The organism is Asanoa sp. NPDC049475 (assembly GCF_040676915.1).
Taxonomy (GTDB): Bacteria; Actinomycetota; Actinomycetes; order Mycobacteriales; family Micromonosporaceae; genus Asanoa.
In genome coordinates, this window is record NZ_JBFAPY010000002.1 from 807,279 (window position 1) to 821,613 (window position 14,335).

Here is a 14,335-nt window from a genome sequence, read left to right on the forward strand (position 1 = left end):
TGCCCTCGCCAAGGCTCGGTCATGACGGCTCCCCACATGTCGGTCTGCGCGCAAGCGACGCTATCCGCGGCGGTGAAGGACGTGCCTGGCCCTGGTTCAGGTGACACGACCGGCGCGCGGGCCGGACCTAGGCTCTGCGCAGGCCGTACTCGCGGGAGGGTGACGCATGTCGACGACCGTCATCGATCTGGACGACCTCGACCTGTTCGTCACGGGTGACCCGCATGCCACGTGGGCGTGGTTGCGCGCGAACGCCCCGGTCTACTGGAACGCGACCGCGACCGGTGGCTACTGGGCGATCACGCGCTACGACGACGTCACCGCGGTCTACCGCGACCCGGCGACCTACTCGTCGAAGAACGGGACGGTGCTCGGCGGCTCGTACCGCAGCGCCACCGACACCGCGTCGGGCCAGATGCTGATCTGCTCCGACCCGCCCGAGCACCGGCTGCTGCGCCAGCACGTGCACAAGGCGTTCGGCGCCCCGATGATGGAGAAGGCCGGCGGGTTCGTGCGCCAGTACGTCGGCGCCGCGCTGGACCGGATGGTGGCCGACGGCGGCGGCGACTTCGCCGTGGACATCGCGCCGTTGCTGCCGGCCGGGCTCTTGGCCGCGATGTTCGGCATCGGGCGCGACGAGGCCATGCACCTGCTGGGCCTGACCCGCACGATGATCGGTCACCGCGACGGCGAGTACGCGGGCGAGACCTCGACCTCGATGACGCTCGTCGCGGCGCAGGTGGAGATCTTCGAGGTGCTGGCCGACCTGCTCGACCGGCGCCGGCGGGAGCCGTGTGACGACCTGGTCAGCATCCTGGTCGCGGCCCGCACCAACGGCCGTGCGCTCTCGGAGAGCCAGATCCTCTACAACGCGCTGAACGTCGCGGTCGGCGGCAACGAGACCACGCCGTTCACGGCGTCGGCCATCGTCGACACGCTGATCGCGCATCCGGCCGAGGCGGCGCGCCTCAACGCCGACCCCGCGCTGCTGCCGACGGCGGTCGACGAGCTGTTCCGCTGGACCTCGACCAACGCGTACGTCTGCCGCACCGCGACGCGCGACGTGACGATCCGCGGCGTGCCGATCAAGGCCGGCGACACGCTGACGCTGTGGAACGCGTCGGCGAACCGCGACGGTGACCAGTTCCCCGACCCCGACCGGCTGGACCTCGGCCGCACGCCGAACCACCACGTGGCCTTCGGCGTGGCCAACCACCGGTGCATCGGGATGCCGGCGGCACGGATGGAGATCTCGCTGCTGATGACCGAGCTCGTCGACCGGCAGCTCACGTTCGAGCTGGCCGGACCGATCGAGCGGCTGGCGTCGAACTTCATGCTCGGGATCAAGCACCTGCCGGTCGCGCTGGTCTGATCAGGCCGGCGTGCGCAGCAGCGTCGCGGCGCCGACCGGCCGCAGCTCCTCCTGCCAGGCACCCAGGTCGACCGGGCGGCCGTTGAACTCGCCGCGGACGGCCCGGTTGTAGAGCCGCTGCGTCGCGAGGTCCGGGGTCATCTGCAGGTGGTCGCGGAGCAGCCCCGCGCAGAGCCGGTACCACCGGTGCACCTGCGTGAGCTGGCCGAGATGCGCGTGCACCAGGATGAGCGCGCGGTAGGTGCCCTCGTGCAGCGGTTCGGCGTCGAGCATGCGCCGGCACCAGCGGATCACGCTGACGTGGTCGCCCTGTTCGATGTCGGCCTCGGTCAGCACCGTCAGCGCGCACAGGAACCGGCTGCGGAGCCATTCCCGTTCGACACCGGCCCAGTCGTACGCGACGTCAGGCAGGAAGTCGCCCTCGTAGTGCCCGACGGCGTGGCGGTAGAGCCGCGCGGCGGTGACCCGGTCGCCGGCGCGCTCGGCGGCGTGGGCCTCGTCGGCCAGGCGCACGAACGCCTCGAAGTCCACCTCGACCCGGTCGGCCTCCAGCACGTAGCCTGACTCGCGGGTCAGCAGCCGCAGCGCCGGTCCGGTCGCGGGCAGGTCGCCCTGGCTCTGCTCCAGGATGGACCGCAGCATGTGCGCGGCCACCTTGAGCGAGCTCGAGTTCTTGGACCACGGCGCGTCCGGCCACAGGGCCTCGTAGAGCACGTCGCGCGGCACGGTGCGGCCGGGTCGCAACAGCAGGAACTGGAGGAGGCTGCGGGCCTTGCCGGCTTTCCAGCGCTCCACGGGCCGATCGCCGAAGGAGAGCTCGAAGGCGCCCAACGTGCGGACCGCAATCACCGGTGCTCCATCCACAATGGCCGCCGTTCCGTCCGCACCTTTCTCTTCCGGTTCCGAACCTACCGGCGGCCCTGTCACCTGGTGATGTCACCGGAAGGTGGGATAGGCCGGCGGCGTCCGCGTAACCGGATCCCAACCACGCGGCGCTAGCGTGCCGGGTCTGCACTGACCCGCCCCGGGAGGCCGACTCGATGGATCGTCTCGACTGCGTGGTGATCGGTTACAACGAGGGCGACTTCGGCGACTACCAGGTCATGTGTGAGCGCGCCGGCCCGGGCACCCCGGAGTACCAGATCATGCGCTCCGAGCACCTGGTCGTCGACGGTGCGGCGATGCCGTGGCTCGACGCCTTCAGCCGGCTGCGCAACCGCAGCACCGGCCGCACCGACCGCTACCACGTCGGCGAGGTCTTCAACCTCGCCGCGCTCTACCTGACCAGCTATCTGCGCCGGCAGGGCCTGCGGGCGGAGCCGGTCTCGCTGTTCTCCGGCGAGCGGGACCGGCTCGCCGCGCTGCTCAGCGAGAAGCCGGCCGTCATCGCGATCACCACGACGTTCTACGTCAACATCCTGCCGGTCGGTCCGGTCGTCGAGCTCGTGCGCGAGCTGTCGCCCGAGAGCCACATCGTCGTCGGCGGCCCGCTGGTGGACAACCTGCTGCTCTCGGGTCTCACGCCGGCCGTCGAGGACTTCTTCTGGGCGATGGGCGCCGACTCGTACATCCAGGAGTCCCAGGGCGAGCACAGCCTGGCCCAGCTGGTGCACGCGGTGCGCGCCGGCGCCGACCCCGGCGTCGTCGACAACCTGGTCCACTGCCCGGAGGACCGGTGGGTACGCACCCGGCGCCGGCCGGAGAACAACGACCTCGACCACTGCTCGATCGACTGGACGGGCTTTTCCCCCGAGCTGATCGGCGCCACGGCCCAGCTGCGCACCGCGCGCAGCTGCGCGTTCAAATGCAGCTTCTGCGACTATCCGACCCGGGCGGGCGCGCTGGCCTCGGCCTCGGTGGACACCGTGCGCACCGAGCTGCGCGCCCTGGCCGCCCTGGGCGTCCGCAACGTGGTCTTCGTCGACGACACGTTCAACGTGCCGCCGAAGCGGTTCAAGCAGCTCTGCCAGATGATGATCGAGGAGGACCTCGGGCTCAACTGGTACTCCTATTTCCGCTGCTCCAACGCCCGCGACGAGGAGTCGTTCGACCTGGCCGCGCGCAGCGGCTGCGCCGGCGTCTTCCTGGGCATCGAGTCCGGCGACAGCGACGTGCTGGCCAACATGCACAAGCTCGCGCAGGACAGCCAGTACCGCACCGGCATCGCCCGGCTCAAGGAGCGCGGCATCACGACGTTCGCGTCGATGATCGTCGGCTTCCCGGGTGAGACCGAGAAGACGGTCGGCAACACCATCGACTTCCTCAACGAGACCGCGCCGGACCTCTGGCGCGCCCAGGCCTGGTGGGCCAACCCGCGCTCGCCGGTCTACCAGCAGAAGGAGCTGCTCGGCATCCAGGGCGAGGGCTACACCTGGTCGCACTTCAGCATGTCGTCGAAGGAGGCCGCCGACCTCACCGACGAGATGTTCGAGCGGGTGACGGAGTCGGTCTGGCTGCCGCTCTACGACTTCGACTTCTGGTCGCTGCCCTACCTCGACGGCAAGGGCGTCCGCACGCCAGAGCTGATCCGGCTGCTCGGCACCACCCAGCAGCTGATCGGGGCGCGCAACCGCGGTGGCGAGCTGGCCGCTCTCGAGCAGCGCCTGGCCTCCGAGGTGGCGGCCCTGTCCGTGGCTCCGGCCAGGTTCAGCTTCTGAAGCGGAGGACATCGACCATGACGGTGCTCGCCGAGGCCCTCGCGGCCGGGGAGGCTCCGGGGCAACCGTGGCGCTCGGTGGTGGACCGGTTCGTCCGGGTCGCCACCGAGCATCCCGACCGCCCGGCGTTGGTCCACGAGGGCATCACCCTGCCCTTCGGCGAGCTCGCGGCCCGCAGCGCGGCCGTCGCGGCCGGGCTGGCCGAGCGGGGCGTCGGGCCGGGCAGCGTGGTCGGCCTGCTGCTGCCGCGCGGCATCGACCTCGTGGTCGGGCTGCTGGGCACCTTGCGCGCCGGAGCCGCGTACCTGCCGCTCGATCCAGCCCTGCCGGCCGATCGCCTGGCCTTCATGTGCGACCAGGCCGGGCCGGCGCTCCTGCTCTCCGACGCGGCGCACCGCCACCGGGTGCGCGCCCGTCGGGTGGTCACGGTCGAGACGTGCGCGCGCCCGGCCGAGCCCGGCACCGGCGCGGCCGCGATCCGTCCGGGCGACGCGGCGTACGCCATCTACACCTCGGGCTCCACCGGCGAGCCCAAGGCCGTCCAGGTCACGCACGGGTCGTTGACCGCGCTGCTCGACGCGCTCGGCCGCCTCGCCGAACGGTCACCGGCCCGGGTCAGCTGGAACGCGAGCCCGTCGTTCGACGCCTCGGTGCAGCAGTGGCTTCGCCTGTGCCGGGGCGACACGGTCGTCATGGTCGGCGACGCCGTCCGGGCCGACCCGGCGGCCCTGGCCGCTCTGGTGGACGCGGAGGTCCTCGACGAGCTCGACATCACGCCGTCGCACCTCGTGACGCTGCTCGACCACCTGGCGCTGGAGCGGCCGCTGCGGCTGCTGATCGGCGGCGAGGCCATCCCGCCCGGCCTGTGGAGCCGGCTCGCGGCATTGCGCGCCGCCGGCCGGTTGGACCCGATCAACCTGTACGGGCCGACCGAGTGCACGGTGGACGCCACCTCTACGCCGGTCGACGACACGGGCGGACCGCACCTCGGCACGCCGTTGCCCGGCACCCGGGTGTACCTGCTCGACGCCGAACTGCGACCCGCGCGGGAGGGCGAGCTCTACCTGGCCGGCAGCGGCGTCGCCCGCGGCTATCTCGGCCGGCCCGCCCTGACCTCCCAGCGTTTCGTGGCCGACGTCGTCGCGGCCGACGGCGGCCGGATGTACCGCACGGGAGACCGCGCCCGGGTCGGGCCGGGCGGTCGGCTGGAGTTCCTCGGCCGCGCGGACGACCAGGTCAAGGTGCGCGGCTACCGGATCGAGCTCGGTGAGATCGAGGCGGTGCTGAGCCGCTGTCCCGGTGTCGCCCAGGCGGTCGTGGTGCTCCGCGACGACGCGCCCGGTGGCCCGGGCCTCGTCGGCTACTGCCGCGCCGCCGAGGCCGGCCGCTTCGACGCCGACGCGGTGCGCCACGCCGCCGCCGCGCACCTGCCCGACTACATGCTGCCGGCCGCGCTCGTGCCGCTGGACCGCTTCCCGCTCACGAACAGCGGCAAGGTCGACCGGGCCGCGCTGCCCGCGCCGGTCCGTCCGGCCGCCGAACCGGTCGGCGGCCCGCCGCTGACCGAGTCCGAGCGCACTGTCGCGGCCGTGTGGTGCGAGGTGCTCGGCGTGGCCGAGGTCGGGGCGGACGACAACTTCTTCGACATCGGCGGCCAGTCGTTGCTCGCGATCGGCCTCGCCGCCCGGCTGCGGCGCCGGTTGGGCCGGCCGGTCCCGCTGGTCGCGGTGTTCAAGCACCCGGTGCTGCGACAGTTCGCGGCCTACCTCGACGGTCAGCCGCCGCGCGCAGCGCCACCGGCAGCGTGAACGTGCCGCCGATGAAGTTCGAGTAGACCCGCTGCGGCGCACCGGTCACCGCGATGTCGCCGACCAGGTCCCGCAGGGCGGTCAGGGTGGCCTCCAGCTGGATGCGGGCCAACCGCGCGCCGACGCAGAAGTGCGGCCCGTACGCGAAGGTGAGGTGCCGGTTCGGGCTGCGGTCGAGCCGGAACTCGTCCGGTGCGTCGAACTCCCGCTCGTCGAAGTTGGCCGAGGCGAGCCAGACCGTCACGATGTCACCGGCCGCGATCCGCCCACCGGCCAGCTCCACCGGTTCGAGCGCGAGCCGGCCGAGGTGCCGCGACGGCGTCGTCCAGCGCAGCACCTCCTCGACCGCCGAGTCGATGCCGACGTCGCCGCGCTGGAACGCGCGCCACTGGTCTGGGTTCTCCGCCATCGCGAGCACGGCCCCGGTCATCGCCAGCCGGGTCGTCTCGTCGCCGCCGAGGATCAGGCTGTAGCAGTTGAAGACGATCTCGTCGGTGCCGAGCGGCCGGCCCTTGACCCGCGCGGTGGCCAGCACGCTGACGAGGTCGTCACCCGGATCCAGCCGGCGCCGTTCGGCCAGGTCGAGGAAGTACGCGAGGAGCTCGTTCTTGGACGTCCAGGCGTCGAGCGTGCCGTGGGCGGGCTCGTGCGAGCTGACCGACGACGAGCCGAGGCGGTGGATGTAGGCGCGGTCCTCGTCGGGCACGGCCAGCATGTCGCAGATCGTGGCCAGTGGCACCGCGGCGGCCACGTCGTTGCCGAAGTCGCCCTCGACCCGCTCGACCACGTCGGCGACGAGGCCGCGGACGTGGGTGCGGATCCGGTCGGTCAGCCGGCCCAGCAACGCCGGCGTGAGCGCGCCGGCGACGATCCGGCGCACCTCGGTGTGCCGCGTGCCGTCGGTGACCGCCAGCATCTTGCCCGACGCCGAGTCGCTGCCGACCAGCAGCGTCTCCAGCACGTTGCCGGAGGTCGAGGTGAAGCGGTTGTCGCGGAACACCGCCGTGGCGTCCGCGTGCCGGGTCACCGCCCAGAACTCGGGGGCGCCGTCCACCGAGCGGTGCCGGTGCAGCGGAGCGGAGTTCCGCAGGTGGCGCCAGACCGCGGAGAGGTCGTGCTCGGCGTGCACCGCCGCCGACGTGAGGTCCAGCGTCGCCGCCTGGTCGGGATCGAGCATGGGCAGATGGGCCACGGGACACCCTTTCGCCGTCGGCGCGCGGACGGCGTCACTGTGCCCGACGCCGGTTAGCCCGTGGTTATGCCGGCAGTGCGCGTAACCGCCGACTAACCCGGGCCGCCTACGGTCACGGTTCGGCGGTCGAGACCGGGGGAGGGCGCGTGATCCCAGCGTCAACGAAGTGGCTGCTGCGCGAGCCGACGTCGGCCGAACAGCCGGTGCTGTTCTGCTTCCCGTACGGCGGCGCGGGCGCGTCGTCCCTGCGCCGCTGGCCGAGCCGGATCGGCGACCTCGAGGTGCAGGCCGTGCAGCTGCCGGGCCGGGAGAACCGGATCCTCGAACCCCACTACACCGACTTCGACACGTTCGCCCGCGACGCCGTCGAGGCGCTGCTGCCCTACCTCGACCGCCCGTACGCGGTGCTGGGCCACTGCATGGGAGCCCTGCTCGCGCACGCCTTCGTGGCCCGGGCGGAGGAGGTCGGCGCACCGCCGCCGCGGCGGCTGTTCGTCTCCGCGTCGCTCGTGCCGTACCGCGGCTTCTACGGCTTCTACCACCCGTGGATGTCCGACCGGCGGATCGCCGCCGAGCTGCAGCGGGTGTCCCGCGACCTCGGTGACGGCGAGCTGCCGGGCGAGCTCGTCGGGCTCGCCACCCGCGTGCTGCGCGCCGACGTGTCGATGTGCCTCGGCTACCTGCCGCCGATCCGCCCGGTGCGCACGCCGATCAGCGTCATCGGCTGGGACGGCGACGTCGACGTCGACAAGGACGACCTGGCGGAGTGGGACGAGTACGGCAGGACGCGCCAACACCTCCTGCCCGGCGAGCCGCTCACGTTCCTGACCGCACCCGCGGGCATCCGGAACGTGATCGAGGACGACTTCGAGTTCTGACAGCGAAGGACCAGCCCGTGACAGAGTCTCCCGCCACCGTTCCGGAGTTGCTCGACCGCGCGGTGCGCGCCCATCCCGAGCTGCCGGCCGTGTCCGACGACCAGACCGTGCTGACCTACGCGGAGCTGGGCGAGCGGGTCGGGGCCGCGGCGGCGGCGCTGGTCGCCCACGGCATCCGGCCCGAGGACCGGGTCGGCGTGCTCCTGCGGCGCGGCGTCGGCGCGGTCGTGACCGTCCTGGGCGTGCTGCGGGCCGGTGCCGCGTTCGTGCCCATCGACACCGGCTACCCGAAGCGCCGCCGCGACCAGATGCTCCGGGCCGGCCGGCTGCGCCTGGTCGTCACGGAGCCGGGCTGGGAGGAACGCCTGGCCCACCTCGACGTCGCGGCCGTGGCCCTCGACCCGGCCGCCGCGGCCGCGCCCCCGCCGGTCGCGGCCCGGCCGGACAGCGCCGCGAGCGTGCTGTTCACCTCGGGCTCCACGGGCGAGCCGAAGGGCGTCGTGCTCGAGCACCGCCAGCTGGCCGCGTTCGCGCTGGACCCGGCTCTGCCGACGGTCGGCCCCGGCGACCGGATGGCGCAGGCGTCGAGCCTGTCCTTCGACACGTTCACCTTCGAGCTGCTGCGCACGATCGCCGGCGGCGCGCAGCTCGTGGTCATGCCCGCGATGGCCGACCTCATCGGCGCCGACCTGATGCGCCAGCTCCGGCGCGGCCGCATCACCGCGATGCTGGCGCCGGCGATCGCGCTCAACCACCTCGCCCGGCACGACCGCGAGGCGTTCGCGTCGTTGCGCGTGCTGTGCTCGGGCGGCGACGTGCTGCTCGCCGAGACGTGCCGGGAGCTGCGGGCCGGCGGCTTCACCGGCGACCTGCGCAACCTCTACGGCCCGACCGAGGCGACGGTGGCCTGCTCCGGTCACGTGATCCGCGACCTGCCGGCCGAGTCCGCGCGGGTGCCGATCGGCACCGCCCTGGACGGCGCCCGGCTCCACGTGCTGGACGAGCGGCTCCGGCCGGTGGCCCCCGGCGACCCGGGCGAGCTCTACGTGGCCGGCACCGGTGTCGGTCGCGGCTACCTCGAAGCGCCGGTGCAGACGGCGGTGCGGTTCGTCGCCGACCCGTTCGCGGCGGACGGCAGCCGGATGTACGCCACCGGCGACAAGGTGCGCACCGACCCGGAGGGCGCCCTGGAATATCTGGGCCGAGCGGACAACCAGGTCAAGATCTCGGGCCACCGGGTCGAGCCGGCCGAGGTGGAGGGCGCGCTCTACGCGCACCAGGACGTCGGCGAGGTGGCCGTGACCGCGGTCGGCGAGGCGGGCGAGCTGCGGCTGGTGGCCTTCGTGATCCCGGCGGTCGAGGGGCTGGCCCCGGCCAAGCTGCGGGCGTTCCTGGCCGAGCGCCTTCCCGAGCCGTACGTGCCGGCCGAGTTCATCGTCATGGAGGCGATGCCGCTGGACGCGCACGGCAAGCGGGACTGGGCACGGCTGCGCGACCTGGCGGTCGAGCGGTCCCAGCGGCGGCGCCAGTTCGCCCCGCCGCGCACCGACACCGAGCGCTACCTGGTGCAGCTCTGGGAGGAGCTGCTGCGGGTGGAGGGCATCAGCGTGCACGACGACTTCTTCGGACTCGGCGGGCACTCGCTGCTGGCCGCCCGCAGCCGCATGCGCATCCAGCGCGACCTGGGTGCGACCCTGGCGCCGCAGGCGGTGTTCGAGAACAGCGTCGTCGCGGATCTCGCGGGAGTGATCGACCGGAGCCGGCCGGCTGACGGGGCCCTGCGCGCGGCTGGCATCGATGGCATGCTGGCGGGCATGCGTACTCGTATGCCTGAAATGTGGTGGGGCCCCGCGCTGGAGGCACCCGATCCGGCTGCCCTGGCGCGGTTCTACCACCAGCTGCTCGAATGGCCGATCGTCCACGAGGAACCGGGCACGACCGTGATGGGCACACCCGGTGGAGCCTTCCTCGTCTTCCAGCAGGCCGACGGCTACCAGCCGCCGGTGTGGCCGCCCGTCGCGGGCGAGCAGCGCCCGATGATGCACCTCGACTTCCAGGTCGGCGACCTCGAGGACGCGACGGCCGAGGCCATCGGGCTGGGTGCCAAGCTCGCCGACCACCAGCCGCAGGACAACGTGCGGGTCATGTTCGACCCCGCCGGCCACCCCTTCTGCCTCTGCCGCGACGACGGCTGAGGGCCGCTGTCGCCGATACACAGGACAGGAGGCGGCCGCCGGCGTCCGCTTCACTGGGTGAATGTCGTCGGTCGAGAAGTGGTTCCCTTACCGCCGCGGCGCCGGCGGGCTCGAGCTGTTCGCGTTCCCGCACGCCGGCGCCGCCTCCACCGTCTTCAACGACCTGCGCGAGCACCTGCGCCAGTCCGGTGTCGCGCTGTCCGCCGCGGTGCTCCCAGGACACGGGCGGCGCCTGCGCGAGAAGCCGCACCGCCGGATGGCGCCGTTGCTGGAAGAGTTCGACACGATGGCCCGCCGGGACGGCTACGCGGCCTTCATGGGCGACTACGCCCTGATCGGGCACTGCTCCGGCGCGCTGGTCGCCTACGAGGTGGCGCGGCGCCTGGTGGCCGCGCCCTGCCGGAACCCCCGGCTGCTGGTCGTCTGCAGCTGCCTGCCGCCGCGCGCGGTCTTCGACACGGGCATGGGCCGGTTGCCGACCCGGGAGCTGGTCGCGCAGACCGCGTCGATGGGCGGCACCGACGAGTCGTTGATCGCCGACCCGGACTTCATCGAGATGATCGAACGCCCGCTGCGCGCCGACTGGGAGCTGTACGACGCCTACGTCCACCGCCCCGCGCCGCCGCTGCCGGTGCCGATCCTGGCCGTCCGGGGTGCCGACGACGAGAACGTCGACGCCCCCGATCTGGCCGTCTGGCAGGAGCAGACCCGCGAGCCGCTGCGCAAGGCCGAGCTCGGCTCCGGCCACTGGGCACTGGAGGCCGAGGGTTCGGTGGAGCTGGCCCGGCAGATCGTGGCGGCCCTCTCGCCGGTCAGGCCGGGCTGACCGCCGGCTCGCTCACCGGCCGGTCCGGGTCGGCCGCGACCACGTCCAGCAGCTCGACGAACGCGTTGACCAGGCGCTCCGCGGCGGCGTCGTCGAGCGCGTCCGCGTGGTAGCGCAGCAGGCCGTGCGGCACCCCGTCGACCTCCGCCATCATCAGCTCGATCTTCAGCGCGCTCCGCGCCGGCGGCAGCGGGAAGCCCTCGACCCGCAGCGCACCCAGTGTGCGCAGGATGCCCGGCCGGCCGAGCGAAACCAGGGCGGCCAGGTCGTCACCGTGGCGCGGTGACTGGTTGAAGGTGAACAGCACGTCGAACAGCGGCCCGCGCCGTGGGATCTTCCCCCGCGAGGCCAGCAGCATCATCGGATAGTCCTGGTGCTCCAGCGCGCCGATGACGCGCTCGCGGGTGCGACCCAGCACGGCCCGGAACGGCTCGCCCGGCACCGACCGGCTGCGCAGGATGACCGGGTTGGTGAAGCAGCCGACCACGTCGGCGAACCGGGGCTGCCCGCGACCGGCCACGTCGGCGCCGACCACCAGGTCCGCCTGGCCGGTGTGCCGGTGCAGCACGGCCTGGAAGGCGGCCAGCAGCAGCATGTAGAGGGTCACGTTGGTGGCCGCGGCCCGCTCCCGCAGCCGTCCGGTGAGCGCGGCCGGGAGCGCGAACTGTCGCACGCCGTCGCCGCCGCCCGCGTCGACCGGTGGCAGGGCGAGGCGGGGCAGGCCGCCGTCGACCTGACCGTCCCAGTAGGACGACAGACGCCGGCCGGCGACGGGATCGTCCAACAAGGAGCGTTGCCACTCGACGGCCTCCGCGTACGTCGCCGCCGGTTCGGCCAGGCTGTGCCCCCGGCTCTCGGCGTGCGCCCCGTAGAGCTCGCCGAGCTCTCGGGCCAGGACGGTCAGCGACCAGAAGTCCGTGACGATGTGGTGCATCGACACGAGCAGGACGTCGTCGGTGCGGCGCCGGTAGAGGTCCACGCGGAACAGCGGACCGGTCGCCAGGTCGAACGGCGCGCGGGCCGCCCGGGTCAGCACGGCCCGCAGGGTGGCGTCGTCGAGGCTGGTCGCGGCGTGCTCGCGGAAGGCCGCCGTGCCGGTCGGCGCGACGACCTGCACGGGCTCGCCGTCGCGCACCTGGAACGTGGTGCGCAGCGCGGGATGCCGGGCCACCAGCGCGTCGAGCGCGCGTCGCAGCGTGGCCGGGTCCACGGGATCGAGCAGCCGCAGGGCCACCGCGATCGTGTACGCCGGGCTGGCCGGCTCCAGGCTATGCAGGTACCACATCCACCGCTGGCCGTACGCCATCGGCGCGACCCCGTCGCCCGCCCCCTTCGCGGCTGCCGGCGGCCGCGGTGCGGGACCGGCGACCAGCTGCTCGTCGAGCTGGTCGGCCGCCTCGGCCAGGCTGGCCCCGCCGAGCAGCGCGGGCAGCGACAGGTCGACCTGCAGGTCGGTCTCGACGCGGTGCTTGAGCTGCACGACGGCGAGCGAGTCGAGTCCGATGGCCAGCAGCGGCGCGAGCCGGTCGGCGGGTGCGGTGCCGGTGATCGCGACGAGCAGGCCGGCCAGGTAGCGCTCCAGCAGCGCGCGCCGGGCCTCCTCCGGTGCGGCCAGCACCTGTTCCGCCGCGACGGGCGCGGCGTCGTCCGCGGGCTCGGCCGGCGTCTCGGCGCGCCCGACCTCGGGCAGGTCGCCGGCGAGGTAGCGGGCACGGCACAGTCGCCGCTGCACCTTGCCGCTGGAGGTCTTCGGCATGCCGCCGGCCTGGACGAGGACCACCGTGTGCACGTCCAGGCCGTGCTCCAGCGCGACCGCCTGCCGGATCCGGGCGGCCACGTCGGCGACCACGACCGTCGCGCCGCGCCGGACCTCGTGCGCGACGACCAGCCCTTCGTCGTCGGCGACCACGAAGGCCGCGCCGCAGCCGGGACGCAGGCTCGGGTCGGCCCGCTCCACGCTGAGCTCGATGTCCTGCGGGTAGTGGTTCTGGCCGCGCACGATGACCAGGTCCTTGAGACGGCCGGTGACCACGAGCTGTCCGTCGTGGAGGAAGCCCAGGTCGCCCGTGCGCAGGTACGGCGTGGCGTCGTCGCCGGCGAGCCGCGCGTCGAAGACCCGGGCGGACTCCTCTGGCCGGCGCCAGTAGCCGGCCGCGACGCTCGGGCCGGAGACCCAGATCTCGCCGACCCGGCCGGGCGCGCTGGCCGTCGAGGTCGCGGGGTCGACGATCGCGAGGCGCTGGTCCGGGTGGCTGGGACCGCAGCTCGTCAGCCGGGTGGCGGTGGCGGCGTCGGTGGGCGGCGACGCGACGTGCTGTTCGAGCGCGGCCCGGTCGACGGGCACGACGGGCGGCGCGCTCGGGCCGGCGCCGCGGCCGCCGTGGCCGGTGACGATCAGCGTCGCCTCCGCCAGGCCGTAGCAGGGCAGGAACGCGTCCGCCCGGAAGCCCGACGGCGCGAACGTCGCCGCGAACCGCTCGAGGGTCTCCGGCCGGATCGGCTCGGCACCGTTGAAGGCGACCTGCCAGGTGCTCAGGTCGAGCCGCTCGGCCTCGTCCGGTCCGCACCGGCGCGCGCACAGGTCGTACGCGAAGTTGGGGCCGCCGCTGGCCGTGGCACCGTGCCGCGCGATCGCCCGCAGCCAGCGCATCGGCTGCTCCAGGAAGTGCAGCGGCGACATCAGCGTCACCGGGAACCCGCCGTAGAGCGGCTGGAGCAGGCCACCGATCAGACCCATGTCGTGGTACGGCGGCAGCCAGACCATTCCGTGGCTGTCGGTGGTGGTCCGGAACAGCCGCTGGATGTGTGCCGAGTTGTGCAGCAGGTTGGCGTGCGACAGCAGCACGCCGCGCGGGTCCGCCGTGGATCCCGAGGTGTACTGCAACAGCGCGGTCGCCTCCGGTGCGACGGCCACCGGCTCGTCGTCGGCCGCCTCGTCGACGGTGTCCACGGCGACCCACCGGAGCGCGCCGAGCGCGGGTGCGAGGCGGCTGACCTCGTCGAGGAAGCCGAGCAGCGGCGCGGTGGTCAGCGCGACCGTCGGCTCCGCGTCGTCGACGATGGCCAGCAGCCGGGGCAGCGACCGTTCGAGCTGGAACGGGTCCGGCGGGTAGACGGGCACCGCGACCACGCCCGCGTAGAGGCACCCGAACAGCGTGGTGACGTAGTCGAGTCCCGGCGGCAGCACCAGCAGCGCGCGCATGCCCGGCCGGGCGCCGGCGGCCCGCAGCGCCCCCGCGACGGCCCGGGCGCGCCGGTCCGCCTCGGCGTACGTCAGCGGAAGCTCCCCGGTCTCGCCGTCGGCCAGGAACGTGTATCCGAGCCGGTCCGGCTGGTCGGCGGCGCGTGTGCGCAGCAGCTCCGCGACGGTTCGGACGCGGTCGGTCAGAGGGTTGCCGGTGGCCACG

Annotated in this window: 9 protein-coding genes; 6 read left to right on the forward strand and 3 right to left on the reverse strand. The window is 73.5% G+C overall.

Annotated elements, in window-relative coordinates:
• Positions 1 to 166 precede the first annotated feature (166 nt).
• Positions 167 to 1,372: a cytochrome P450 gene (locus tag AB0J88_RS09900; RefSeq protein ID WP_364346502.1), complete on the forward strand. Its 1,206-nt coding sequence runs from the start codon at positions 167 to 169 to the stop codon at positions 1,370 to 1,372.
• Here the strand turns inward: AB0J88_RS09900 and AB0J88_RS09905 are convergent, their stop codons facing one another.
• Positions 1,373 to 2,221, reverse strand: coding sequence for a BTAD domain-containing putative transcriptional regulator (locus AB0J88_RS09905; protein WP_364346500.1), 849 nt, complete (start codon positions 2,219 to 2,221; stop codon positions 1,373 to 1,375).
• Between the two features lie 191 nt (positions 2,222 to 2,412).
• Here AB0J88_RS09905 and AB0J88_RS09910 point away from each other — a divergent pair, with 191 nt between their 5' ends.
• Positions 2,413 to 4,029 (forward strand): PhpK family radical SAM P-methyltransferase, encoded by a 1,617-nt coding sequence (locus AB0J88_RS09910; RefSeq protein ID WP_364346498.1) that lies wholly within the window; start codon positions 2,413 to 2,415, stop codon positions 4,027 to 4,029.
• Positions 4,030 to 4,046: 17 nt separating this feature from the next.
• Positions 4,047 to 5,837 carry a non-ribosomal peptide synthetase gene (locus AB0J88_RS09915; protein ID WP_364346496.1) on the forward strand — a complete coding sequence of 597 codons (1,791 nt, stop codon included), beginning with the start codon at positions 4,047 to 4,049 and terminating at the stop codon, positions 5,835 to 5,837.
• On the opposite strand, the gene AB0J88_RS09920 is transcribed toward AB0J88_RS09915, so the two are convergent.
• Entirely contained in the window at positions 5,761 to 7,029 is a 1,269-nt protein-coding gene (locus tag AB0J88_RS09920; protein ID WP_364346494.1) for a cytochrome P450, read from the reverse strand. The two genes, AB0J88_RS09915 and AB0J88_RS09920, sit on opposite strands and share 77 nt — an antisense overlap.
• A 146-nt stretch (positions 7,030 to 7,175) precedes the next feature.
• Here AB0J88_RS09920 and AB0J88_RS09925 point away from each other — a divergent pair, with 146 nt between their 5' ends.
• The 3 genes from AB0J88_RS09925 to AB0J88_RS09935 all read left to right on the forward strand — a co-directional run bounded on the left by AB0J88_RS09925 (position 7,176) and on the right by AB0J88_RS09935 (position 10,928).
• Positions 7,176 to 7,907, forward strand: coding sequence for an alpha/beta fold hydrolase (locus tag AB0J88_RS09925; RefSeq protein ID WP_364346492.1), 732 nt, complete (start codon positions 7,176 to 7,178; stop codon positions 7,905 to 7,907).
• A 17-nt stretch (positions 7,908 to 7,924) separates the two neighbouring features.
• The gene (locus tag AB0J88_RS09930) at positions 7,925 to 10,102 is read left to right on the forward strand and encodes an amino acid adenylation domain-containing protein (protein WP_364346490.1); all 2,178 of its coding nucleotides are present in this window, start codon (positions 7,925 to 7,927) and stop codon (positions 10,100 to 10,102) included.
• A 61-nt stretch (positions 10,103 to 10,163) separates the two neighbouring features.
• The gene (locus AB0J88_RS09935) at positions 10,164 to 10,928 is read left to right on the forward strand and encodes an alpha/beta fold hydrolase (RefSeq protein WP_364346488.1); all 765 of its coding nucleotides are present in this window, start codon (positions 10,164 to 10,166) and stop codon (positions 10,926 to 10,928) included.
• Here AB0J88_RS09935 and AB0J88_RS09940 read toward each other — a convergent pair.
• On the reverse strand, positions 10,915 to 14,334 hold the full coding sequence (locus tag AB0J88_RS09940; protein WP_364346486.1) for a condensation domain-containing protein: 3,420 nt from the start codon (positions 14,332 to 14,334) through the stop codon (positions 10,915 to 10,917). The genes AB0J88_RS09935 and AB0J88_RS09940 overlap by 14 nt on opposite strands.
• Position 14,335 lies beyond the last annotated feature (1 nt).

What these genes read in the sequence shown, in the direction of transcription:
- AB0J88_RS09900 (WP_364346502.1), top strand. Translation starts at nt 167, where the DNA reads ATGTCGACGACCGTCATCGATCTGGACGACCTCGACCTGTTCGTCACG.
- AB0J88_RS09910 (WP_364346498.1), top strand. Translation starts at nt 2,413, where the DNA reads ATGGATCGTCTCGACTGCGTGGTGATCGGTTACAACGAGGGCGACTTC.
- AB0J88_RS09915 (WP_364346496.1), top strand. Translation starts at nt 4,047, where the DNA reads ATGACGGTGCTCGCCGAGGCCCTCGCGGCCGGGGAGGCTCCGGGGCAA.
- AB0J88_RS09935 (WP_364346488.1), top strand. Translation starts at nt 10,164, where the DNA reads ATGTCGTCGGTCGAGAAGTGGTTCCCTTACCGCCGCGGCGCCGGCGGG.